This window comes from Burkholderia semiarida (assembly GCF_029268935.1).
Classification (GTDB): Bacteria; Pseudomonadota; Gammaproteobacteria; order Burkholderiales; family Burkholderiaceae; genus Burkholderia; species Burkholderia semiarida.
In genome coordinates this window covers 1,467,789-1,491,747 of record NZ_JAHLCL010000007.1, presented here as the reverse complement: position 1 = coordinate 1,491,747, position 23,959 = coordinate 1,467,789, and the positions used below count along the sequence as shown (strand labels likewise).

Below are 23,959 nucleotides of genomic sequence, written 5' to 3'. Positions count from 1 at the left end.
TCGTTCGTGCGCGATTCGCGCCCCGGTGTCCGGCGGCGTCCGATCACGTTTTCAGGAACTCACTCATGTCGTCTCCCCTTGCCGCGCGGCCGTCGCGCGGCCAGCTCGCGCTCGCATGCGCGGCCGCTTTCGCATGGCCGGCCGCTTACGCGGCTTCAGCCGACGATGTCCGTGCCGAGGCCGCCCGCGGCGGTCACGCCGATCGTCCTGCCGCCACCGCGCCGGCCTCCGCCGGTGTCGCCGCATCGGCCCCGCCGGCCGGCGAGACGCTGTCCGCCGTCAGCGTGACCGCGCAGCGGCAACCCGTCGACCCGGATACGCCGGCCGTCGTCACGTCGATCACCCGCGAGCAGATCGATGCGCACACCAACGCCACCACCGAGGACGCGCTGAAGTACGCGCCGAACCTGATGGTTCGCAAGCGCTACATCGGCGACCGCAACAGCGTATTCGCGGGCCGCGACTTCAATGAACTGCAGAGCGCGCGCGGGCTCGTCTATGCCGACGGCGTGCTGCTGTCGAACCTGCTCGGTTCGAGCTATGCGTACCCGCCGCGCTGGTCGCTGATTCCGCCCGACGACATCGCGCGCGTCGACGTGCTCTATGGCCCGTTTTCCGCGCTGTATCCGGGCAACTCGATCGGCTCGACCGTGCTGCTCACCACGCGCCGCCCGGAACAGCTCGAGGCGTCGCTGTCGACGCAGTTCTTCACGCAGCGTTACCACGACGGCTACGGATTCGCGGACAGCTTCGGCGGCAATCACCAGACCGCGCGGATCGCGAACCGCGTCGGCCGGTTCTGGTTCGCGCTGTCGCTCGACCGGCTGGAAAACGACGGCCAGCCGATGCAGTATGCGAGCCCCAATTCCGCCTACAACCCGAAGCTGGGCGCCGCCGTCCCGGTGGCGGGCGCGGCGACCGACATCGGACCCAACGGCAAGCGGCGGACCATCGTCGGCGCGCAGACGATCGAGCGGACCGAGCAGCTCAACGAGACGGTGCGGATGGGCTATGCGTTTTCCGATCACGTCGATGCGACGTTGACGCTCGGGCATTGGGAGAACCATTACCGGCAGCACGGCGAGACCTTCCTGCGCGACGCGACGGGCAAGCCGGTCTACGGCGGCAACGTGTCGATCGGCGGCCAGAACATGACTGTCGCGCCGAACGCGTTCGCGCCGCAGCGCGGCGACCAGGAGAACTGGCTGTACGCGCTCGGGTTGAACGGCCGGCTCGATTCCGGCTGGCGGCTGTCGGGCGTCGTGTCCGCGTACGACGTCTCGCGCGACGTGCTGCGCGCGGCCTCGACCGTGCAGGGCGGGGCGGGTACGCTGTTCGAGGGCGACGGCACCGGCTGGCGCACGCTCGACCTGAAGGCCGAGGCGCCGGAAGTGAAAGGCCATACGTTCACGTTCGGCTATCACTACGACAACTACTTCCTGCGCAACGCCACGTACAACACGGCCGACTGGCTGGCCGGGCCGACCACGTCGCTCGCGAGCGTCTATCGCGGCGATACGCGCACGCAGGCGCTGTTCGGGCAGGACGCGTGGCGCTTCGCGCCGGGCTGGCTCGCGACGCTCGGGCTGCGCTACGAGCGCTGGGACGCGTATGGCGGCGCGCTCGGCAATGCGAACGGCACGCTCGGCTATGCGGACCGGAGCGCGAACGCGCTATCGCCGAAAGTCGCGCTGCAATGGGACGCGACGGATGTCTGGCGCTTCCGGCTTTCGTTCGCGACCGGCACGCGGTTTCCGACGGTCGGCGAGCTGTTCCAGGGCACGATTTCGAATAACGCGATCGTCAACAACAACCCGAACCTGCGGCCGGAAAAGGCGATCGACTGGGATTTCACGGCCGAACGCGACGTGGGTGTCGGCGTCGTGCGCGCCAGCGTGTTCCAGAGCGACCTGCGCGATTCGATCTACAGCCAGACGACGGTGGCGGGTGCGACCACCGTCACCAACGTGTCGAACGTCGACCGCGTGCGCGTACGCGGCGTCGAACTGGCGTTCAGCGGCGAGAACGTCGGGCTGCGCGGGCTGAACATCGACGCGAACGTATCGGCGAGCAACGCGCAGATTCTCGCCGATGCCGCGAACCCGGCCTACGTCGGTTCGCGCTTTCCGCGGATTCCGCGCATGCGCGCGAACCTGCTCGCGTCGTATCGCTTCGACGAGCACTGGCTGGCGAGCGTCGGCGTGCGCTACTCGGGCCGTCAGTTCAACACGCTCGACAACAGCGACGTGAATCCGGACGTCTACGGTGGCACGAGCTCGTTTACGGTCGTCGATCTGAAGGCGCGCTACCGCTTCGATCGTCACTGGAGCGCGTCGGCGGGCATCGACAACCTGACGGACCGCCGCTACTACGTGTTCCACCCGTATCCGGGCCGCACGTTCTATGGAGAACTGAAGTGGTCGCTGTGAAACCGTTCGCGGCAGGCTGCGCGCCGCGGCTTGCGACGCCGTCGTCCGCCGGCGCGCACGAGGCGCTCGGCGGCCCGAAAGCCGCCGATTCGCAGGGCGTGCAGTGTGCGAACGCGGAGCCGATACCCCAGCGGCTGCGGGTGGCGCTCGATGCGCAATGGAGAGGGGAGATGCCGCGCACCCTGTGGATCGGGCGCGATGGTGTGCGTGAAGCTTGCAGCGGATTGCTGACGGCCGACGTGCTCGACGGCGGCTTGCGGCACGCGAAGCGTTGACGGAGCCGGTGGCGCGCGGCGAACGCGCCGCGCGCCGGCCCGATGCGAAAACGCGCCCGAAGGCGCGTGGAGAGAAAACGTCAGGCCGCTCGCCTGAATAGGCGGATCACGAACAGCAGGATCACCGCGCCGATGACCGCGACGATCACCGAGCCGATGAAGCCGCTGCCGATGCTGATGCCGAGCAGTCCGGCAAGCCAGCCGCCGATCACCGCGCCGACGATCCCGACGATGATGTCGACGATCAGCCCGAAGCCGCCGCCCTTCACGAGCAAGCCGGCCAGCCAGCCGGCGATCGCGCCGATGATGAGCCACATAATCAAGCCATGAGTCATGGTGGTGCTCTCCTTGGGTTGAGTCGAAATGACCGGGCACGGGCGGTCGCGCGCCGCAAGCTGGTTGAAAGCGGCTGCGGCCGCCGCACCGCCCACGCAATGTAACGCGATAGGCGGGTCGGAATCGTTAAGTAATGTTATGCACCCTTAAGGAGATTTTCCAGGGAGATTTGTCTGCGTACGGCTCGATTCGTGCGCGCACCGCGCATGGCGCGCGGCCAAGCCGGTCTGCAGGAATGAGGCGCGGCCGAAAATTCGTCGATCGGGCGCATCGTGGCGTGCATGGGCACCTCGGGCCGTCCGTCGGCAGCGTCGGGTGTCAGCCGCGCAACGGTCACGGCATCGCCGATCGCCAGCAGTGCGAAACGGGCAGGCAAGGGCGAGCAAGAGCGACGTATCGGCTTCACCGATCCGGGGCATCGTGTGGCCCGCGCGGCGGCGTAGAGGGCGTCGCATTCGGCGTCCGTCATCATTCGGTATCCTGACTGACTGGCATTGGTCGAAGTAGGTGGATGGAGCGCGATCGAGCGCGGCGGCCATGGCGTCAATGTGCGAGGCGTGCCGGCGGCCGGGCACGTGATGGACGATGCTGTTGCTTGCGCCGTACAGGTCGGACAGCCGGCCGTCGGGGCCATGGCCGCCGCCGAGTGGGGAGAAGTCGTGCGGGAGGTGTCGGTGAGGTGGCGCAGATAACGGCCGCCGCGAGGATCGCGCGCTGCGCGATCGGCAGGGCGTCGTCGACCGGCCTCACGATTTCGGCGCCGGAAAAGAGAAAAGGTCTGACAAGCGATGCTTGTCAGACCTTTATGTCTTGGTGCCGGAGATAGGAGTCGAACCTACGACCTTCGCATTACGAATGCGCTGCTCTACCAACTGAGCTACACCGGCAGCAGAGAAATGAAATTATATGGTCAAATCCGCGATCTTGGCAATAGGTTTTGCGAAATTTTTTCAGCTTGCTGCTACTGCTTCGCGAAACCCTCGATCCGGCGGACTTTCCGCTTTCACTTCACCGCGATGCGACCCGTTAGGGCCACATCGCGAAGGCGCGATTGTACTGATGTCTCGCGCCTCCGTCCAGTGCTGCAGTGCAATTATTTTGCTTCGTCGTGATAGCCGGTCACGCGCTCGACTTCGTTCTTCGAGCCGAGGAATACGGGCACGCGCTGGTGCAGGCCGGTCGGCTGCACTTCCATGATGCGCTGCGTGCCGGTCGTCGCGGCGCCGCCCGCCTGTTCGACGATGAACGCCATCGGGTTCGCTTCGTACATCAGGCGCAGCTTGCCCGGACGATCGGGCGTGCGCTTGTCGGCCGGGTACATGAAGATGCCGCCGCGGTTCAGGATCCGGTGCACGTCCGCGACCATCGACGCGATCCAGCGCATGTTGAAGTTGTCGCCGCGCGGGCCGTCCTTGCCGGCGTTCAGCTCGTCGACGTAACGCTTGACCGGGTCGTACCAGTGGCGGGCGTTCGATGCGTTGATCGCGTATTCGCGCGTGTCGGCCGGGATCTGCATGTTGCTCTGCGTGAGCACCCACGAGCCGACTTCGCGGTCGAGCGTGAAGCAGTTCACGCCGTTGCCGGTCGTCAGCACGAACACCGTCTGCGGGCCGTACACGGCATAGCCGGCCGCGACCTGCTGCGTGCCGGGCTGCAGGAACGATTCCTCGGTCGCCTGCTTGCCGTCCGGGCAGCGCAGCACCGAGAAGATCGTGCCGATCGACACGTTCACGTCGATGTTCGACGAACCGTCGAGCGGGTCGAACACGAGCAGGTATTCGCCGCGCGGGTAGTTCGCCGGGATCGGGAAGAACGTTTCCATTTCCTCCGACGCCATTGCGGCGAGGTTGCCGCCCCATTCGTTCGCGTCGAGCAGGATTTCGTTCGACAGGATGTCGAGCTTTTTCTGCACCTCGCCCTGGACGTTCTCGCTGCCGGCGGTGCCGAGTGCTTCGCCGAGCGCGCCCTTCGACACGTTGTAGCTGATCGCCTTGCACGCGCGGGCGACGACTTCGATCAACAGGCGCAGGTCGGCGGGGAGGTTGTTGGTCTCACGTTGCTGTTCGATCAGGAACTTCGACAGCGTGGTGCGGCGGGCAATGGACATGACAGACTCCGAAAGGCGAAAGAATCCTTGAATGGCCGCAATTTTACCCGTCGCGCCTGCGGTGCCGCCGGCTTTTTTCGTCCGGTTACATGGCCGGGCCGCCGAATCGGCGCGGTATCGGGCGACGCCGGCGGGCGGGGGCGTTTATCGCAGCGGCGGCCGGCCGGGCGGTCCGACCCCGCGATCGCGAGCGGTTTCAGCCGCGCCCGCGCAATGAAAAAGCCGGCGCCGCGTGAGGCGGCACCGGCTCGATCGCGCGGACGCGACAGCGGGCGATCGCGTGACTTACGCGAGCGCCTTCTCGACGATCTCGCGCACGTCGCGCGATTTCGCGCCGGCGGCGACCTGCTCGAGCGCTTCGCGCATCCGGTCGCGCAGCGCCGGCGTGAAGCGGCGCCACAGTTCGAGCGAGCGCGCGAGGCGCGCCGCGACCTGCGGGTTGATCGCGTCGAGCGCGAGCACCTGTTCCGCCCAGAACGCGTAGCCCGACCCGTCGGCCGCGTGGAATTGCGCGGGGTTCGCCGCGCAGAAGCTGAAGATCAGCGAGCGCGCGCGGTTCGGGTTCTTCAGGTTGAACGCGGGGTGCGCGAGCAGCTTGCGCACCTTCGCGAGCGTCGGCTGCGCGGGCGTACCGCGTTGGGCCGCCTGCATCGCGAACCACTTGTCGATCACGAGCGCTTCCTTTTCGAAGCGACGGTAGAAGTCGTCGAGCGCATGCTCGGCCGGCCCGTTCGCCCCCGCGGCGGACGCCGACAGAAGCGCGCCGAGCGCGGCCGCGCGATCGGTCATGTTGTTCGCCGCGTCGTACTGGGCCGTGGCGAGGCGTACGGCATCGGCCGGATCGTCGAGCTCGGCGAGATACGCGAGCGCGAGGTTCTTCAGCGCGCGGCGGCCCGACGCTTCCGGCGTCGGCTCATAGGCGCCCGGCGTCTGCTGCTGCTCGTATGCGGCGAGCCAGTCGGCGCGCAGCGCGGTTGCGAGCTGGCGGCGCACGAACTGGCGCGCGCGATGCACGGCGGCCGGGTCAGCCTCGGCCATCTGGTCGGCGAGGTAGGTTTCCGACGGCAGCGTGAGCGCGAGTTCGCGGAACGCCGGCGACAGGCTTTCGTCGGTCAGCACGCGGCGGAACGCGGCGACGAAGTTCTCGCCGAGCGCGAGCGGCGCGTCGGCCGCGGCACGCGCGGCGAGCGTGAGCAGCGCGCGTGTCGCGAGGCGCTGGCCGGCTTCCCAGCGGTTGAACGGATCGCTGTCGTGCGCGAGCAGGAACGCGAGATCGTCGTCGCTGTAGTCGTACTCGACGATCACCGGCGCGGAGAAGTTGCGCAGCAGCGACGGCAGCGGCGCTTCCGGCACGTCGACGAACGTGAAGGTCTGCTCGGTGTCGGTGAACTCGAGCACGCGCGTCGTGCCCGATGCGGCGGCCTCGCCGTCCAGACGCAGCGGCAGGTCGCGGCCGTCGCGGCCGATCAGGCCGATCGCGAACGGGATCAGCAGCGGCCCCTGCTGCGTTTCGCGCGCGGCCGGCGACGCGTCGCCGTAGCCTTGCGCGAGGGTGACCGTATAGCGGCGCGCGGCCGCGTCGTAAGCGGTGCGCACCGACACGCGCGGCGTGCCGGCCTGGCTGTACCAGCGCTCGAACTGCGCGAGGTCGCGCCCGTTTGCGTCGGCCATCGCGTGGCGGAAGTCGTCGCAGGTCACCGCGTGGCCGTCGTGGCGCTTGAAGTAGAGATCCATCCCCTTGCGGAAGCCGTCGCGGCCGAACAGCGTCTGGTACATCCGCACGACTTCCGAGCCCTTCTCGTAGACGGTCATCGTGTAGAAGTTGTTGATCTCGACGTAGCTCTCCGGGCGCACCGGGTGCGCCATCGGGCCCGCGTCCTCGGCGAACTGCAACTGGCGCAGCACGCGCACGTCCTCGATGCGCTTGACCGCGCGAGCCGCCGATTCGACGTCGTCGCCGGCCGCCATGTCGGCCGAGAATTCCTGGTCGCGGAACACCGTCAGCCCTTCCTTCAGGCTCAACTGGAACCAGTCGCGGCAGGTCACGCGGTTGCCGGTCCAGTTGTGGAAGTACTCGTGGCCGACCACCGACTCGATGTTCGCGAAATCGGTGTCGGTGGCGGTCTCGGGGTTTGCGAGCACGTACTTCGTGTTGAAGATGTTGAGCCCCTTGTTCTCCATCGCGCCCATGTTGAAGTCGCCGACCGCGACGATCATGAAGCGGTCGAGATCGAGCTCGAGGCCGAAGCGCTTCTCGTCCCAGCGGATCGAGTGGATCAGCGAATCCATCGCGTGACGCGTCTTGTCGAGGTCGGCCGGCTCGACCCACACCTGCAGCAGCTTTTCCTTGCCGGAGCCGGTCGTGATCTTCTCCTCGATCGCGACGAGCTTGCCGGCGACGAGCGCGAACAGGTAGCTCGGCTTGCGGAACGGGTCTTCCCACTTCGCGAAGTGGCGGCCGTCGGGCAGGTCGCCCGAATCGACGAGGTTGCCGTTCGACAGCAGCACCGGGTATGCGGCCTTGTCGGCGCGCAGCGTGACGGTGTACGACGCCATCACGTCGGGGCGGTCGAGGAAGTAGGTGATGCGGCGAAAGCCCTCGGCTTCGCACTGCGTGAAGAAGTTGCCGCTCGACACGTAGAGGCCGGACAGCGTCGTATTCTGGTCGGGCGCGCACGCGCTTTCGAGCGTCAGCTCGAAGGCGTCGGGCACGTTCTCGACCGTCAGCCCGTGTTCGTGCGCGCGCACCGCGCCGTGCGGCGCGCCATCCAGCCGCGCGCCGAGGAATTCGAGCGCCTCGCCCATCAGCTCCAGGTGCGGCGCGGGCGCGGCGTCCGGATTGCGGCGCACGCGCATCGTATTCCTGACGATCGTGCGGGCCGGGGCGAGATCGAATTCGAGTGCGACGGAATCGATGAGGAAGGCCGGCGGCGTGTAGTCGGCGCGGCGGATCACGGTGGAGGAGGCGTTGTCGGACATGGTCGTCGAGATCGGTGGAGTGGGGGACGGGCCCGTCGCGCGGGCCAGGCGAACCGGGTCATTGTACAAAGGCTTGCGGCGGCGTGTCGGGCGAACTTTTTACCGCTTCCGGCAGTCCGCGTATTATCGACATCCCGTTGTCGTTCGCGCGGTGCGACGAACGGGTGACGGATCGACGAGGATCAACATGAAACGCGAATGGATTTTTCGCGGTGCGGGCTGGGCGGCGGTGCTGTGCGTCGCGCTGCTGACCGGCTGCACCAGCTACGTGACCACCCGGGTCACGGCCTTCTCCGACTGGAGCGGCAGCGACGCGACCCGCACCTATGCGTTCACGCGCACGGACGCGCAGAAGAACAGCATCGAGCAGTCGACCTACGAGCCGATCGTCGCGAACGAGCTGTCCGCGTATGCGTTCCGGCAGGTGCCGCAGTCGCAGGCACGCTATCTGGTCGGGCTGACCTATTCGGTCGGCAGCGATCTCGTGACGGTGCCGCAGCCGGTCTACTATGACCCGTGGTTCATGGGGCCGGGGCCGTACTGGCGAGGCGGGCCGTGGAGCCCCTGGGGCCCGTGGGGGCCCTGGGGGCCGATGCCGGCCGGCTACGTCGCGCAGACGTACCAGGTCTTCGACTACGTGCTCGGCATCCGTATCACCGAGCGCGCGACGGGCAAGGAGGTCTACAACGTGACCGCGCGCACGACCGGGGACAACGGCACGCTGCTGTACGCGATGCCGTTCCTCGCGCGTAGCGCGCTCGCCGATTTTCCGTTGTCGAACGGTGCGGTCCGCACGGTCCGGCTGCCGGTCGACAAGCGTGGCGGGCCGGCGGCGCCGGCCGCCAACGAGCGCGCGGTGCCGGCGGCGCCGGCCTCGGGCGCGGCCGTCGCAAAGTAGCGCGGCATTCGCGTCGGCGCGGCCGCCCGGCCGCGCCGGCCCGATTCCTTTCAGATTCCGATGCCGAGCAGCGCCAGCGCGCCGAGCACGACGAACAGCACGGCCGCGATCCCGTGCACGAGCTTCGTCGGCAGGCTGTGCGCGAAGCGGTCGCCGAGCAGGATCGCCGGCACATTGGCGAGCATCATCCCGAACGTCGTGCCGGCCACGACGCCGATGTAATCCTGGAAGCGCGCGGCCAGCGCGACGGTCGCGATCTGCGTCTTGTCGCCCATTTCCGCGAGAAAGAACGCCACCAGCGTCGCGCCGAACACGCCGAGCCGCGAGCGGGTCGCATGGGCTTCGTCCTCGTCGAGCTTGTCCGGCACCAGGATCCACAAGCCCATCGCGATGAACGAGAACGCGAGCGCCCAGCGCATGATCGACGGCGTGACGAGCACGCCCAGCCATTCGCCGAACGCACCGGCGAAACCGTGGTTGACGAGCGTCGCGACGAGTACGCCGAGAATGATCGGCACCGGCTTGCGATAGCGCGCGGCCAGAACGAGGGAAAGCAGTTGGGTCTTGTCGCCGATTTCAGCGAGGGCGACGGCGCCGGTGGAGATCAGGAAGGCTTGAGACACGTATGGGGTTCCACGGGCCGATGTTGTGCAAGCGAGCGACGATCCACCGCGCGCCGGGCCCTGATGCGGCGCGCAGTGAACCATCGGTCTCGCCAGGCCAACGTGGCTGCGCCCGCCATGGCCGAACGGCCAAGTCTGTTGACGGACGCCTCCGTCACGATGCGCGCCGGGGGCGCGGGACATCGAGCGGAGCGGCTACTCCCCAATGAGCGGCGAATTCTAGCACGGCGCATCGCGCGTCGGAAAGCGGCCGGGCCGCGGTGCGGCGCGCCGCACCGCACCGCATTCGACTGCCGGCATGACGACGGCGAAGCGGCCGCGCATGCCGGAGCGCGGCGCGGGTCGCTACGCGGCGGCCGGGCCGCGCGCGGCGCCGCGCTCGTGCACGAGTTTGCCGGCCGCATAGGTGCGGTACACCGCGCGGTCGTCGCCGAGCAGCGCGAACGCGAACAGCAGTTCCTCGAGCGAATCCGCGCGCTTCGTGCGGCGCGCGAGCAGCGGCGTCGCCTGCGGATCGAGCACGACGAAATCGGCCTCGGTGCGCGGCGCGAGCGTGCCGACCGTGTCGGCGAGGTCGAGCGCCTGCGCGGCGCCGGCCGTCGCGAGCCAGAACATCCGCGTGGCGCTCAGGTGGTAGCCCGACAGCCGCGCGACCTTGTGCGCCTCGTTCATCGTCTGCAGCATCGAGAACGACGTACCGCCGCCGACGTCGGTCGCGAGCGTGACGGGCACGTCGTATTCGCCGGCCTTGTCGAAATCGAACAGGCCGCTGCCGAGGAAGAAGTTCGACGTCGGGCAGTGCGCGACGACGGTGCGCGTCTCGGCCATCCGGCGGCGATCCTCGTCGTCGAGGTGGATGCAATGGCCGTACACCGCGCGCGGACGCAGCAGCCCGTAGCGGTCGTAGATGTCGAGATAGCTGCGGTGGCCGGGGAACAGCTCGGCCGCCCACTTCACCTCGTCGACGTTTTCCGCGACGTGGCTTTGCACGAACACGTCCGGATGGCGGCGCGCGAGTTCGCCGCACGCCTCGAGTTGCGCCTCGGTCGACGTCGGCGCGAAGCGCGGCGTGAGCGCGTACATCTGGCGGCCCTTGCCGTGCCAGCGGCCGATCAGTTCGGCGCTGTCGTCGTAGCCCGACTGCGCGGTGTCGCGCAGGAATTCGGGGCAGTTGCGATCCATCAGCACCTTGCCCGCGATCATCCGCAGGTCGCGCGCGTCGCTCGCCGCGAACAGTGCGTCGGCCGACTGCTTGTGCACCGTGCAGTAGACGAGCGCGCTCGTGGTGCCGCACGCGAGCAGTTCGTCGACGAAGAAGTCGGCGACTTCGCGCGCATGCTCGGGGTCGCCGAACCGGCGCTCGGTCGGGAACGTGTACTTGTCGAGCCACGGCAACAGGCCCGGCGCCGGCGACGCGATCATGTCCGTCTGCGGATAGTGGATGTGCGTGTCGATGAAGCCGGGCACGATCAGCTTGTCGCGCAGGTCGTGGACCGCCGCATCGCGCGCGAGCGTCGCCGCGAGCGGCGCATACGGGCCGGCCGCGACGACCTTGCCGTCGTCGACGATCAGGAGCCCGTCGGTCTCGTAGTTCGCGGCCTGGCTCGATTGCGCCGGGTCGCCGTTGAAGGTCAGCAGTTGGGAACGGAAAGCGGTTTGCGTCATGACGAAGGGTCCTGCATCAAGGTAAGGCGAACAGAAGAAAACGGTCGACACCGCACGGGGGCGGCGCGGTGCTGCACGAGCGGCGGCATGCTGCGTGCGCCACGACCGGCGGCGATGGCGCGGGCGAACGTGGCGGCCGAAGCCGCCAGCGCGTGGTTGCCCGCGCACCGCGCGGCCGTTGCGCGCGCAACCGGTGCGGCAGCGAACGGTACGGCAAGCCACGACGGAGCGCGCATGCGGGCGACGACGCGCCGCGCCGCCGCTTCGCGAGCACGCAGGCGGCCGGCCCGGCGCGAGGCCGAACGGGGAAACGCGAAGCGGATGCCGTTGCCGTGTTTCATCTGTCTAGCGGGCCTCGATGCGGGCCGTCACGCGGCCTGCCAGTACGCGTCGAGGCGCGCGTACAGTGCGTCGCGCTGCGCCGGTTCGATGAACGACGCCTCGAAGCCGTTGCGGATCACCGCATGGACTTCGGCATCCGTCAGTTGCAGCCCTTCGGCCGTCGCGAAGTAGTTTTCGTTGACGTAGCCGCCGAAATAGGCCGGATCGTCGGAGTTGATCGTCACCGCCACGCCGCGGTCGAGCAGTGCCTTCAGCGTGTGCTTCGTCATGTCGTCGAACACGCACAGCTTCAGGTTCGACAGCGGGCAGACGGTGAGTGCCGTGCGCGTTTTCGCGAGACGCTCGACGAGCGCCGCATCCTCGATGCTGCGCACGCCGTGGTCGATCCGGTCGACCTTCAGCACGTCGAGCGCTTCGTAGATGTACGCGGGCGGACCTTCCTCGCCCGCATGCGCGACGAGCTTCAGCCCGAGCGCGCGCGCCTTGTCGAACACGCGAGCGAACTTTGCCGGCGGATGGCCGAGCTCGGACGAATCGAGGCCGACGCCGATCAGCCGATGGCGATAGCGCTCGAACAGCGGCAACGCGGATTCGAACGTCGCGAGCGCGTCCGCTTCGGACAGGTGGCGCAGGAAGCACAGGATCAGCTTGCTCGACAGCCCGCGTCGCTCGGCATCGGCGAGTGCGCGCTCGATGCCCGCGACGACCGTCTCGATCGGCACGCCGCGCTCGGTGTGTGTCTGCGGGTCGAAGAACAGCTCGGTGTGGACGACGTTGTCGGCGAGCGCGCGCTCGCAGTACGCGGCCGTCATGTCGTAGAAATCCTGCTCGGTGAGCAGCACGCTCGCGCCGGCGTAGTAGATGTCGAGGAACGACTGCAGGTCGGTGAACGCGTACGCGGCGCGCAGCGCATCGATCGAATCGTACGCGAGCTTCACGCCGTTGCGCTGCGCGAGCGCGAAGATCAGTTCGGGCTCGAGCGAGCCTTCGATATGGATGTGCAGCTCCGCTTTCGGCGCGCGGGCAATCTTGTCCTTGAATGTCGGGGTCATGGCGTCGTTCTTGGTCGGTCAGTAGGTAGGGGAAGCTTGCGCGGCCGCATTCGCCTCGACGGCCTGCAGCAACTGCGCGGCCACCGAGATCGCGATCACTTCGGGCGCCTTGTCGACGATGCCTTCGACACCGATCGGGCAGCGCATCCGCGCGACCTGGGCCGGGTCGATGCCGATCGCCGCGAGCCGGTGATCGAACTGCATGCGTTTCGTGCGCGAGCCGGTCATCCCGAAGTACGCATAGTCGCCGCGTCGCAGGATGCGCTCGGCCAGCACGAAATCGAGTGCGTGGTCGTGCGTCATCACGACGAAGTAGGACCGCGGCGGCGCCGCGTCGACCGCGTCCGCCGGGGAAGCAGTCGCGTCGATCGTGACGTTGCCGATGCCGGCGAGCGCGTCGGCCGGCGGGAACGCGGCGTCGGCCCCGTCGATCCAGCGTACGTGGCACGGCAGCGTCGCCAGCACCTTCACGAGCGCGGTGCCGATGTGCCCCGCGCCGAACAGCACGACGGGGAACGCATACGGCGCGATCGTTTCGGTCATCAGCGACACGCCGCCGGTTTCCCACAGCAGGCAGTCGGCCCGCGCGGCTTCCGATTCGGGCTCGCTCAGCAGCGGCGCGCCCGGCGAGGGGCCGAATGATACGCTACGCACGGTCGCGGCGCCGGCCGCGACGCGCTTGGCGAGCGACATGATCCAGCCGAGGTCGCCGACGTCGAGCCGTTCGAACGCGAGCACCACGGCGCCGCCGCAGCACTGGCCGAGGCTCGGGCCGAGCGCGAGCCGCTCGAGCCGGCGTGCGTGCGGCACGTGCGCGCCGTCCTTCAGCAGGTGCCGCGCGATCTCGATCGCCTTCCATTCCAGATGACCGCCGCCGATCGTATGGCGGGCCGTGTCGCGCGTGACGAGCATCTTGGTGCCGGCTTCGCGCGGCGCGGAGCCGTCGGTATGCGCGACCGTCACGAGCACGGCCGCTTCGCCGTGCGCGAGCAGTTGCTGCAGATCGCCGAGCCAGGCTTCCATCAGCACGCTCCGTTCGGGACGACGCGGCACGACGCGCGGCGCGGGCTGGCGGGCGTGGCGGCAACGAGGACGGACGGGAGCGGGGCAGGCCGGCGGCACGGCTGATGCCATGCGGGGGCCGCGGACCGGCGTGCGCGAACGGCGCCGCCGGACGCGCGGACGCCATGAGGGTGATGGATGCGGATGGTTTGCGTTGTCATGATGAATCCAGTCGACATTGCGGATCGGGCGCGCGTTACGCAGGCAGCGGTGGGACCGCCTGGCCTCGCGCACGTAGATCGCCATCCAGTCCCGAAGATAGCATCGCCACGCGGCGGGAACATGGCCGGGCGGTGATCCGGGGTATCAGGCGGCGATCATGTCGATCATAGGCCCGCCGCGCCGGATCGGGGTGCCGATGCATGCGCATCGGGCCGAAACGCACGTGTGACGGGGCGAGGCGCGGCGATCGCGCGACGCGCCGCCGGCCCGGACATCCGCGCGGCGGCGGGGTAGGTGTTTACGCGCGACGACGGGGCGGGGCCGGCGCACGCATCGGCCGGCGCCCGGTGGCGACTCGCCGGCGGCGCGCGGCCCATTCGGTCGGGCCGTGCATGCTGTCGGCCGGCAACGCGGGCTCGGTCAGCCCGCGAGCTTGCGGCGATGGCGCCAGAGGCTCGCGACGACCGCGATCAGGATCGCGGCGAAGCCGATCAGCGCCCAGCCGGGCAGCAGGATGCCCAAGATCGGCGGGTAGACGGTCTCGCACAGCCCGGCGACCTTGAACATGCCGGGGAACCACTGCGCGGGCGGCAGGCTGTCGACGATCGGCTGCAGCGTGTCGAAGCCGCAACTGAAGCCCGGATTCATCTGAATCGACAGGTGCCGCGCGGCCGTGCCGACACCGCCGGCCGCGGCGATCGCGATCAGCAGCTCGAGCACCCAGACACCGCGCCAGTTGCGGATCCCGGCGGCCAGGAACGCGAAGATCCCGATCGCGCAGAAGAAGTAGCGCTGGATGATGCACAGCGGGCACGGGTCTTCGTTCTTCACGTACTGCAGGTACAGCGCGCCGGCCAGCAGGGCGATGCACACCCATCCGAGCAGCATCAGCAGATGGCGTTCGCGGCGGAGTGCAAGCGTGTAGTCGTTCATGTCGGCGGGGTTCCTCGTCGGTCGGTCCGGAAAACAATCGCGCGATTTTAGCGCGAATGATCTGGCACGAAACTGACAGCGCGCGTGCGGCAACCTGCCGCACCGCGCGCGTTGCCCGCCGGCGGCTGACTGGCGGTCAGCGGATCGTGTTCAACACGGCCTCGACCGATTGGCCGATCGCCAGCAGCGCGTCGTCGCGATGCGGCGCCGCCGCGAGCATCAGGCCGACCGGCGCCGCGTCGCGCGCGTGGCACGGCAGCGACAGCCCGCACGCATCGAGGAAGTTGAACGCGCTCGGGTTGCGCAGGATCAGCGCGTTGGTGCGCGTGAACGCGTCGTCGTCCGTTTCGAGGTCGGCGATGCGCGGTGGCACGACGGGCACCGTCGGCGCGACGAGCGCATCGAAGCGCGCCCAGACCGTGTGCGCGGCTTCGTCGAGCATCGCGGCGCGCGCGGCGAGCAGATCGAGATAGTCGGCCGCGCTCGCGGGTTCGCCCTTCAGGATTCGCGTCAGTACGCGCGGGTCGTACTGGTCGCGATGCTTGGCGAGCAGCGGACGATGCCACGCGTACGCCTCGATCGGCGAGAAGCCGAAACGGTTGATCTCCGGCAACCGGTCGAGCGCGGGGAAGCGCACTTCGGTGACGATCGCGCCGGCCGCTTCGAGATGCTTGAGCGCGGTGTCGAGCGCGGCCGCGACGTCGGCATCGACGCCGTCCGTCACGTAGTTCGTCAGCACGCCGAGCCGTACGCCTTCGAGGGGCCGGGCGGCCGGCACGTGCGGCTCGAGCCCCGCGAGCATCCGGTCGACGAGCGCGCAGCACGCGACCGTCAGCCCGATCGGCCCGAACGAGTCGAGCGTCGTCGACAGCGGCACGCCGCCTTGCGTCGGGATCCGGCTCGCGGTCGGCTTGAAGCCCGTCAGCCCGCACAGCGCGGCCGGAATCCGGATCGAGCCGCCGGTGTCGGTGCCGAGCGCGACGGCCGCCATCCCGTCGGCGACCGACGCGGCCGCGCCCGACGACGAGCCGCCCGAAATTCGCGCATCGCCCGGCACGTCGCGGCGGTACGGCGAGCGCGGGTTGCCGAAGTGCGGATTCAGCCCGAGCCCCGAGAACGCGAACTCGCTCATGTTGGTGCGGCCGACCAGCACCGCGCCCGCGCGCCTGAGCCGCGCGACGGCGACCGCATCGGTGCACGCGGCCGGCGCGCCGTCGAGCACGCGGGACCCCGCGCGCGTGACCTGGCCCGCGACGTCGAACAGGTCCTTGACCGACACGGGGATGCCCGCGAGCGGCGACAGCACGGTGCCCGCGGCGCGCAGCCGGTCGTGCGCGTCGGCGGCGGCGCGTGCGTCGTCGGCATCGACTTCGGTGAAGACGACGGCGCCCTGGCCCGACGGATCGGCGATCCGGTCGAGCGCGGTGTCGACGAGCGCGCGGCTCGTGGTCCGGCCGGCGGCGAGGTCGGCGGCGAGCTGGGCGAGCGGGGGGAACGGCGTGAAAGTGGTCATGGCGGCTCAGGGGCGAAGATGTTGAACAAGCGTGGAGCGGAACGAATCGATATGGCTTTCGACGGCTGCGCGCGCGCCGGCGGCGTCGCGTGCGGACAGCCGGTCGAACAGCGCGCGGTGCTCGTGCTGGACGTCGGCGAGATGGTGCGGTTCGGACAGCGTGACGAACCAGAAGCGCAGCGAGCGTTCATGCAGCGCGCGCAGGATGTCGGCCAGCACCGCGTTGCGCGCGGCCGCGGCGATCGTCTGATGAAACGCGCGGTCGAGCTCCATCATGCCCTCGACGTCGTGTGCGTCGACGCAGGCCTGCCCGTCGTCGAGCAGCGCGGCCAGGCGGGCGAGATCGTCGGGCGTCGCATGGCGCGCGGCGAGTTCGACGCAGTGCGCTTCGTTGATGCGCCGCACGTCGATGACCGCGACGATGTCGTCGAGCGACAGCGGCTGCACCATCAGGCCCTTGCGCGGCATCACCGACAGCAGCCCCTCGAGCACGAGCCGATGCACGGCCTGGTGCACCGGTGTGCGGCCGATTCCCGTCCGCGCGACGAGCTCGGCTTCGTTGAGCGCGGCGCCCGGTTTCAGGCGCATCGTGACGATGTCGCGCTGGATCAGCGCGTACGCGCGGTCGGCGAGACTCGCCGGCGATGCGGCTGGGCGGTCGCGGGTGACGTCGGTCAGGGTGCTCATATGGGGTTCGGCACCGGGGCCGGAAGGCGCGCGATCATGACGCGGCGGGCTCGGGAAGCGTGGGCGATCTCTGGATATTATTGTGATATATCACAGGTGTCCAGCCCAAGAGCGGCACGGGCAGCGGGGGCCGGGTGCGCGAACGGGGCCGCATGCCGCCGCGGCGGCCCTGCCACCGACTTGCAACAATATCGACAGGATGTTGCAGGTTTGCCGCGTGATCGTGCACTGAAGCATAATGAATCCTCGTCTATTCATACGCGTGAGCGACGTACCAGACCATCGTCATGAGCGAAAACACGCCTTCCCCGGCCGGTCTGCCCGGCACCTTTTCCGCTTCTTCCGATTCCCCGCGTCCCGATCCGGCGAAAACGCACGATGCGCAGGCCGCCGTGCAGAACGCCGCCGACGACGGCGCGTCGCCCGTGACGGCCGCATCCGAGCCCGGTGCACCCGGCGCGGCGGGCGCGATCGGGGACGGCGCCGCCACGGCCGCGCCGCCGAAGCCGGGTGCGCCGCCGCCCGGATTCGGCGCGCAGCCCGATTTCGACACGCCGCGGCCGCCGCCCGCGAACGCGCAGAATGCGCCGCCCGCCTACCTGAAGCAGAGCGATACCCCGTGGTCGGTATTCGGCCGGATCGTCGCGGCGCGCGCGCGGCGGCTGTTCGACCGCGCCGGCCAGCGCATCACGCAGCGCACGCTGCGCATCGGCGTGTCGGCGCGGATCTTCCATCCGGAGCCGGGCGCGAAGGGGCTGCGCGGCAAGACGCTGCAGTATCTCGAGGAATCAATCGCCCACTGGGTGATGTCGCGCGACGTGCTCGTGTTCATGATTCCGACCGTCGGCCATCAAGGCATGATCCATCCGAGCAACATCCGCCTGCGCGACTACGCGAAGCATCTCGACGGCCTGCTGCTGCAAGGCGGCGCCGACGTGTCGCCGCAGACCTACGCGGCGTCGGATGCGCGACCCGAATGGCCGGGCGATCGCGTGCGCGACATGTACGAGCTCGAGCTGCTGCACGAATTCGTCGAGTCCGGCAAACCCGTGCTCGGCGTGTGTCGCGGCTGCCAGTTGATCAACGTCGCGTTCGGCGGTTCGCTGTACCAGGACATCGCCACCGACGTGCCGACCGCCCACGCGCACGTGAGCGAGCATTACGACCAGCACCGTCACGCGATCCGTTTTCCCGACACGTCGACGCTCGCGAGCATGTTCCCGGGGCGCAGCGAAGCGATCGTCAACTCGATTCACCATCAGGCGATCCGCGATCTCGGCCGCGATCTGAACATCGAGGCCGTGTCGGCCGGCGACGGGATCATCGAAGGCATTCGCCATCGGCGTTCGCCGTTCGTCGTCGGCGTGCAGTGGCATCCGGAGTTCCATCGCGCGGGGGGCTCGGAGCTGCTCGACTGCACGCCGCTGCTCGATGCATTTCTGCGCGCCGCGCGCGAAACGCGCCTGTAGCCCGCCGTATTTTTCGTGTTGAACGCAGGCCGGCCGCATCCCGATAAATTCGAGATGCGGCCGTTTCGTTTTGAACGATAATCGCGAGTTCCGATTCGTTCGCCGGAGTCTGACGTTGGCTTTCCGAAACTTTTCCCCTGCACGATGCGCAACGTGGATCGTTGCACTGGCTGCCTGCGCGCAAGCGGGCGCGGCCTGGTCCGCCGACGCGACCGCCCCCGCTGCCGGTACGCGTCCGGCGGTCACGAGCCTGAGCGGCGGCGCGTCGCCCGCGGCATCGGCCGCGGCCGCGACGGACGTCGCCGCGCAAGGCAACGTTGCCGAGCTGACGCAGATGCTGCACGACGGCCGGATCGTCGAGATGCGTACGACGTACAACGGCAGCTACGGCGCGAGCCTGATGTTCGATCCGCGCGAGATGACGTATTACGTCGCGCTGTTCCAGGACAAGAATCTGTGGCGCGTGATCCGTTCGCAGGACAAGAATCGCGCGGAGATGGTGTATGCGAACTTCGTCCAGCAAACGGCGCAACTCGCCGATATCGAGATCCGCCGGACCGAGCTGCAGGCGCAGAAGGCATTTCTCGAACGCGTGATCGCGCTGCAGGCGAATCGTGCGCAGCAACTGCAGGCCGACCTGAGCGTCGCGCGCAGCCAGCAGGCCGAAGTCGCGCAACGGCAGAAGTCGGCGCAGGAGCAGGCGCAGGCGCTGCAGGTCGAGAAGCGGGCGGCGCAGTTGCAGTTGCGCGATCTGCAGGAGCAGGTGCGGCAACTCGAGAAGCAGACCGAGATGGGGTTGCCCGTGCACAAATAACGATCCGTCGAGCGGACGGAGCGAGACGAGCGAAAACCCGGCGAAGCGATCTTCGCCGGGTTTTTTATTGCGCGGGCATCAATGCGCGAACGCGTCCGGCACGTCGGTCACGCGGCGGTGCGACAGTTGCGACGTCCAGTCGAAACCGGCCGCGCGCGGGTGCGTGGGGCCGGCCGGCTGCGTGGCGCGCAGCGCGTTCGCCATGGCGATCAACGTGGCAGGATCGTCGAGCGCGTCGCGCGTGACACGCGTGTCTGCCTCGTGCGGCGGTGGGGCGCGCCGAACGCGCGTGCCGGTGTTGGTGGCGTCGTGCTGAATCGGCGGATGCGCAGCCAGCCGTGGCACGGCCGGTGTGCGGGGCGGCGCTTCCGTCGTGCGCTGGCCGGCTGCCGGACGTGGCGAGGCAGGAGCGGCATGCCGCACGTCGGGCGTTGCTTGCGGGTGAAGCGATGCGGGGCCGCGCGCGACGCGGTGCGTGGCTGGCGGCGAGACCATCGTATGCGCGCCAGCCGTCGCTACCTTGGGTTGCGGCATGGCGTTCGTCGACGTGACCGGTGCAGCCGCGGCGACATGTGTGGTGTCGGTCGATGTCGCGATGTGAGCGGGCGCGCCGCCGGCGGCTTGAATCGCGTATGCGGGAACGGAATCCGCAGGTGGCTCGTGCGCGCCGATCAGCCAGGCGATGATGCCGAGCGCGCCGATGCTCCAGCAGACGGCGTATCGCGCGCGCCGATCGCGAGGCGGGCGCACGGAACGGCGCAAGTACCGACCGGCGCCAGCCGCCGGCGTGACGGGCAATCCGGCCGAAGGGGGCAGTGCCGCCGCCACCGGCAGCGGCTGCCATCGGCACGCGCTGTGCGGCCGGTCGATATCGATGCAGGATGTCGTCAGTGTCGCGAGGCAGTGGCTGCCGGGCCGTGCGCCGGACGCACCGAGGAACCGCCATTCGCGGCCGAACGGCGGGACGTGATCGAGCGGAGTGGCGCGAGGGCGGGCGAGCGCGCCTTCGACCGGGACGAGGGGCGATGGGGTCATGAGAGCGGTACGCCGTGCGACACAGGCCCGTGCCGACGCGGCGCGGAAACGTCGTCGCAAATCTTGCCATTGTGGTCAGCCGGCGCGGGTCGGTCGATCAGATCGATCTGATTCTTGTGCCCGTTTCGGGGCGACTTGTACGAGGCGGGCGCCGTGACGGCCGTGATGGGGCACCACAAGGCAAATGTCGGCTTGACGTGGCATGATGCGCGAATCTTGCTGGCGGCGCGCCGTTACGCGCCGCGCCGCCGGCGGGCAGCGATGCCCGTGTGCGTGTGCCAACGCTGCGCGCCGCGCATCGTCGGTTTCATGCGGCGCGGAATTCGCGCCATCCGAGCTTAGCGAGAAAACATGTCCACAGCATCGCCTGCCATCGCGCAGGAATCGAAAGTCCGCACCGTCTTCCGCGTCGTCAGCGGCAACTTCCTCGAAATGTACGACTTCATGGTCTACGGGTATTACGCGTCGGCCATCGCGAAAACGTACTTTCCGAGCGGCAACGCGTTCGCGTCGCTGATGCTGTCGCTGTCGGTATTCGGCGCGGGCTTCCTGATGCGGCCGGTCGGCGCGATCGTGCTCGGCGCATACATCGACCATCACGGCCGCCGCAAGGGGTTGATCCTGACGCTCGGGCTGATGGCGATCGGCACGCTCACGGTGGCCGCGATACCCGGCTATGCGACGATCGGCGTGCTCGCGCCGGTGCTCGTGCTGCTCGGCCGGCTGTTGCAGGGCTTCTCGGCGGGCGTCGAGCTGGGCGGCGTGTCGGTGTATCTGTCGGAGATCGCGACGAAGGGCCACAAGGGGTTCTATACGTCGTGGCAGTCGGGTAGCCAGCAGGTGGCCGTCGTGTTCGCCGCGTTCGTCGGCGTCGTGCTGAACCGCGCGCTGCCGGTCGAGGAAATGACCGCGTGGGGCTGGCGCATTCCGTTCCTGATCGGCTGCCTGATCGTGCCGTTCCTGTTCCTGATCCGCCGCTCGCTGAAGGAAACCGACGAATTCCTGGCGAAGCGTCACCGCCCGACGATGGGCGAGATCATGCGCTCGATGCTCGACAACTGGGGTATCGTGGTAGCCGGCATGGGGATGGTGATCATGACGACGGTGTCGTTCTACATGATCACCGCCTACACGCCGACCTTCGGCAAGGAAGTGCTGCACCTGTCGTCGCTCGATGCGCTCGTCGTGACAGTTTGCATCGGTATCTCGAACCTCGTGTGGCTGCCATTGTCCGGCGCGCTGTCCGACCGCGTCGGCCGCCGTCCGGTATTGATCGCGTTCACCGTGCTGACGCTGCTGACGGCTTATCCGGCGGTGCTGTGGCTCGTCGGCGATCCGTCGTTCCTGCGGCTGCTCGCGGTCGAGCTGTGGCTGTCGTTCCTGTATGCGTCGTACAACGGGGCGATGGTCGTCGCGCTGACCGAAGTGATGCCGGCCGACGTGCGCACGGCCGGCTTCTCGCTCGCGTACAGCCTGGCCACGACGATCGGCGGCTTCACGCCGGCGATCTCGACGCTGCTGATCCACGAGACGGGCAACAAGGCGGCGCCGGGGCTGTGGTTGAGCGTGGCCGCTATCTGCGGCTTGATCGCGACGCTCGTGCTGTACCGCACACCCGACGCGCGCGATCAGTACAAGTCGGCCTGACGGCCACCCGCATGTCGCGCGGCGTCGGGCCGCGCATCTCATCGAAACAGGGAGCGCGATGCGCTCCCTGTTTCGTTTGCGATCATGCCTCGCGCAGCATGTCGGCCACCGTGGCCGCCACGTCGAGCCATGCGCCCGGCGCAGGCTGGCGGGCGATCCGGGCCTGCGGATACCACGGGCAATCGTCGCCGGTGAACCAGCGCCAGTCGGCCGCGAACGGCAGCATGATCCAGAGCGGCTTGCCGAGCGCGCCCGCGAGGTGCGCGACCGCCGTGTCGATCGTGACGACGCCGTCGAGGCGCTCGATCAGCGCGGCCGTATCGCCGAAGTCGTTCAGCCGGCCGTCGAGACGATGCATGCGCGGATGCGCGTCGATGCGCGTCCGCTCGTCGTCGTCGAGCGCGGGCTGCAGCACGATCCAGTCGATGTCCGGCAGTGCGAGCAGCGGCGCGAGCGCGTCGAACGGCATCGAGCGGTTTTCCTGTGCCTGTCGGCGCCCCGACCATGCCAGGCCGAACTTGCGCTTCGACTGCCCGCCGAGCGAGCCGCGAAAGCGCCGGCGGGCGCCGTCGGGCGCGTGGAGGTAGCGCGCGCCGACGATGTCCTCCGGCTGAAGCCCGAGCACGAACGGCAGGCTCATCAGCGTGCACGCGACATCCGCGGCAGGCGGCTTCGCGGCGCCCTGGGCGACGAGCGTCACGCGCCAGCGCGACGCGGCCGGTGTCAGCAGCGCGACGAGTTCCGGCTGGACTTCGAGTACGACGCGCGCGCAGCGTGCGCGGGCGAGCGGCACGAAGCGGACGAACTGCAGCGTGTCGCCGAATCCCTGTTCCGCGCGGATCAGCAGCGTGCGCGACGCAATCGGCTCGCCCTGCCAGCGCGGCAGCGCGCCGAGCGGCGTCGCGCCGGGCGTCTCGTGGCGCGCTTCGTAGGCGGGCAGGCCGCGCGTGAAGTCGCGCAGCGTCAGCAGCGTGACCGCGCGATGCAGCCGCGCGAGCGTGAGATCGGGCGCGACACGCAGCGCCTGGTCGAATGCGCGCAGCGCCATCTCGTGCGCGCCGAGCGCGTGATGCGCGTTGCCGAGATTCAGCCACGCGAGCCCGAACGACGGATCGAGCCCGACGGCGCGCTCGTAGTAGGGCAGTGCGTCGCGGTGGCGCGCCTGCGCGCAGAGCGCGTTCGCGAGCCCGAACAGCGCGAGCGGAAACGGCGGGTGCAGTGCGAGCGCGGCTTCGAACGCGGCCGCCGCCTCGGCATGCCGGCCGAGCGCATCGAACGTGTTGCCGAGATTGAAATGCGCGGCGACGAAACGCGGCTGCACGGCGATCGCGGCCTGGAAGTGCGCGATCGCATCGTCGGCGCGCCCCATCGCGTTCAGCGCCATCCCGAGATTGTTGTGCGCGCCCGCATGCCCGGGCCGGAGCTCGAGCGCACGACCGAACGCGGCGAGCGCGTCGTCGTGGCGGCCGAGCGCGTTCAGCGCGTTGCCGAGATTGTTGTGGATCGACGCGTCGTCCGGCGTGAGCCGCAGCGCGCGGCCGAAGGCGTCGATCGCATCGTCGTGACGCTGCAGCGCCGCATACGCGTTGCCGAGGTTGTAGTGTGCGAGCGGAAATTCGGGCGCGAGCGTCAGCGCATTGCGAAAGCGGTCGATCGCTTCGTCGAGCCGGCCGAGCGCTTTCAGCGCGTTGCCGAGATTGAGCTGCAGTGCGGCATCGTTGGGGCGCAGCGCGACGGCCCGGCCGACGAGATCGGCGGCCTCGGCGTGCTGGCCCTGCTGGTGCCGCAGCACGCCGAACAGGTGCAGCGCGTCGGCGTCGGCGGGGTTGGAGGCGAGCGCGTGGCGATAGCCGTGCTCGGCCTCGGCGAGGCGGCCCGCGCGGTGTGCGGCGTACGCCCGGTCGAATGCGGAATCCATGACGCGAAAACTG

At 69.0% G+C, this 23,959-nt stretch carries 19 protein-coding genes, 1 tRNA gene, 1 pseudogene and 1 riboswitch; of the genes and pseudogenes, 6 read left to right on the top strand and 15 right to left on the bottom strand.

Going from position 1 to position 23,959, the window contains the following annotated elements:
- Positions 1–65: 65 nt before the first annotated feature.
- Both KPB06_RS19805 and KPB06_RS19800 read left to right on the top strand, forming a co-directional pair.
- Positions 66–2,429 (top strand): TonB-dependent receptor, encoded by a 2,364-nt coding sequence (locus KPB06_RS19805; RefSeq protein ID WP_275906238.1) that lies wholly within the window; start codon positions 66–68, stop codon positions 2,427–2,429.
- A 92-nt stretch (positions 2,430–2,521) separates the two neighbouring features.
- Positions 2,522–2,704: pseudogene (locus KPB06_RS19800) on the top strand (TlpA family protein disulfide reductase); the annotation flags it as partial.
- Positions 2,705–2,784: 80 nt separating this feature from the next.
- On the opposite strand, the gene KPB06_RS19795 reads toward KPB06_RS19800, so the two are convergent.
- The 5 genes from KPB06_RS19795 to pepN form a co-directional block, all read right to left on the bottom strand.
- Positions 2,785–3,039: a GlsB/YeaQ/YmgE family stress response membrane protein gene (locus KPB06_RS19795; RefSeq protein ID WP_006476609.1), complete on the bottom strand. Its 255-nt coding sequence runs from the start codon at positions 3,037–3,039 to the stop codon at positions 2,785–2,787.
- 137 nt (positions 3,040–3,176) lie between these two features.
- Positions 3,177–3,512 carry a hypothetical protein gene (locus tag KPB06_RS19790; RefSeq protein WP_275920506.1) on the bottom strand — a complete coding sequence of 112 codons (336 nt, stop codon included), beginning with the start codon at positions 3,510–3,512 and terminating at the stop codon, positions 3,177–3,179.
- A 339-nt stretch (positions 3,513–3,851) separates the two neighbouring features.
- A tRNA-Thr gene (locus tag KPB06_RS19785) sits at positions 3,852–3,927 on the bottom strand.
- Between the two features lie 206 nt (positions 3,928–4,133).
- Entirely contained in the window at positions 4,134–5,147 is a 1,014-nt protein-coding gene (locus KPB06_RS19780; RefSeq protein ID WP_059574095.1) for a class 1 fructose-bisphosphatase, read from the bottom strand.
- 285 nt (positions 5,148–5,432) lie between these two features.
- A complete protein-coding gene (gene pepN, locus KPB06_RS19775) occupies positions 5,433–8,126 on the bottom strand; it encodes an aminopeptidase N (RefSeq protein ID WP_275906237.1) in 2,694 nt (897 codons plus the stop codon).
- Positions 8,127–8,313: 187 nt separating this feature from the next.
- Between pepN and KPB06_RS19770 the strand changes: the two genes are divergently transcribed.
- Positions 8,314–9,024: a DUF4136 domain-containing protein gene (locus tag KPB06_RS19770; RefSeq protein ID WP_059574093.1), complete on the top strand. Its 711-nt coding sequence runs from the start codon at positions 8,314–8,316 to the stop codon at positions 9,022–9,024.
- Positions 9,025–9,074: 50 nt separating this feature from the next.
- Here KPB06_RS19770 and KPB06_RS19765 read toward each other — a convergent pair whose 3' ends face one another.
- The 8 genes from KPB06_RS19765 to KPB06_RS19730 form a co-directional block, all read right to left on the bottom strand.
- Positions 9,075–9,647: a TMEM165/GDT1 family protein gene (locus KPB06_RS19765; protein WP_226222057.1), complete on the bottom strand. Its 573-nt coding sequence runs from the start codon at positions 9,645–9,647 to the stop codon at positions 9,075–9,077.
- 94 nt (positions 9,648–9,741) lie between these two features.
- Positions 9,742–9,863: riboswitch (yybP-ykoY riboswitch) on the bottom strand.
- A gap of 129 nt (positions 9,864–9,992) precedes the next feature.
- The gene (gene guaD / locus KPB06_RS19760) at positions 9,993–11,312 is read right to left on the bottom strand and encodes a guanine deaminase (protein WP_275906236.1); all 1,320 of its coding nucleotides are present in this window, start codon (positions 11,310–11,312) and stop codon (positions 9,993–9,995) included.
- Positions 11,309–11,653 (bottom strand): hypothetical protein, encoded by a 345-nt coding sequence (locus KPB06_RS19755; protein ID WP_275906235.1) that lies wholly within the window; start codon positions 11,651–11,653, stop codon positions 11,309–11,311. Before KPB06_RS19755 ends, guaD begins: the two co-directional genes overlap by 4 nt.
- A 27-nt stretch (positions 11,654–11,680) precedes the next feature.
- Entirely contained in the window at positions 11,681–12,706 is a 1,026-nt protein-coding gene (locus tag KPB06_RS19750; protein ID WP_089464616.1) for an adenosine deaminase, read from the bottom strand.
- Between the two features lie 18 nt (positions 12,707–12,724).
- The gene (gene xdhC / locus KPB06_RS19745) at positions 12,725–13,729 is read right to left on the bottom strand and encodes a xanthine dehydrogenase accessory protein XdhC (protein WP_059574089.1); all 1,005 of its coding nucleotides are present in this window, start codon (positions 13,727–13,729) and stop codon (positions 12,725–12,727) included.
- A gap of 621 nt (positions 13,730–14,350) precedes the next feature.
- Positions 14,351–14,863, bottom strand: a complete 513-nt coding sequence (locus tag KPB06_RS19740) for a disulfide bond formation protein B (protein ID WP_059574088.1) — start codon at positions 14,861–14,863, stop codon at positions 14,351–14,353.
- Between the two features lie 136 nt (positions 14,864–14,999).
- Positions 15,000–16,376, bottom strand: coding sequence for an amidase (locus KPB06_RS19735; RefSeq protein ID WP_275906234.1), 1,377 nt, complete (start codon positions 16,374–16,376; stop codon positions 15,000–15,002).
- 6 nt (positions 16,377–16,382) lie between these two features.
- Positions 16,383–17,063 (bottom strand): GntR family transcriptional regulator, encoded by a 681-nt coding sequence (locus tag KPB06_RS19730; protein WP_059574086.1) that lies wholly within the window; start codon positions 17,061–17,063, stop codon positions 16,383–16,385.
- A 287-nt stretch (positions 17,064–17,350) separates the two neighbouring features.
- Here KPB06_RS19730 and KPB06_RS19725 point away from each other — a divergent pair, with 287 nt between their 5' ends.
- Both KPB06_RS19725 and KPB06_RS19720 read left to right on the top strand, forming a co-directional pair.
- A complete protein-coding gene (locus KPB06_RS19725; RefSeq protein WP_089464619.1) occupies positions 17,351–18,532 on the top strand; it encodes a gamma-glutamyl-gamma-aminobutyrate hydrolase family protein in 1,182 nt (393 codons plus the stop codon).
- 115 nt (positions 18,533–18,647) lie between these two features.
- Positions 18,648–19,346 carry a DUF2968 domain-containing protein gene (locus KPB06_RS19720; protein ID WP_099316174.1) on the top strand — a complete coding sequence of 233 codons (699 nt, stop codon included), beginning with the start codon at positions 18,648–18,650 and terminating at the stop codon, positions 19,344–19,346.
- Between the two features lie 78 nt (positions 19,347–19,424).
- Here KPB06_RS19720 and KPB06_RS19715 read toward each other — a convergent pair whose 3' ends face one another.
- A complete protein-coding gene (locus KPB06_RS19715) occupies positions 19,425–20,441 on the bottom strand; it encodes a hypothetical protein (RefSeq protein ID WP_338027525.1) in 1,017 nt (338 codons plus the stop codon).
- A 291-nt stretch (positions 20,442–20,732) separates the two neighbouring features.
- Here KPB06_RS19715 and tcuC point away from each other — a divergent pair, with 291 nt between their 5' ends.
- Positions 20,733–22,028: an MFS transporter gene (tcuC, locus tag KPB06_RS19710; protein ID WP_059574081.1), complete on the top strand. Its 1,296-nt coding sequence runs from the start codon at positions 20,733–20,735 to the stop codon at positions 22,026–22,028.
- 82 nt (positions 22,029–22,110) lie between these two features.
- Here tcuC and KPB06_RS19705 read toward each other — a convergent pair whose 3' ends face one another.
- Complete coding sequence (locus tag KPB06_RS19705) at positions 22,111–23,946, bottom strand: tetratricopeptide repeat protein (RefSeq protein ID WP_416046421.1); 1,836 nt, start codon at positions 23,944–23,946, stop codon at positions 22,111–22,113.
- Between the last annotated feature and the right edge of the window lie 13 nt (positions 23,947–23,959).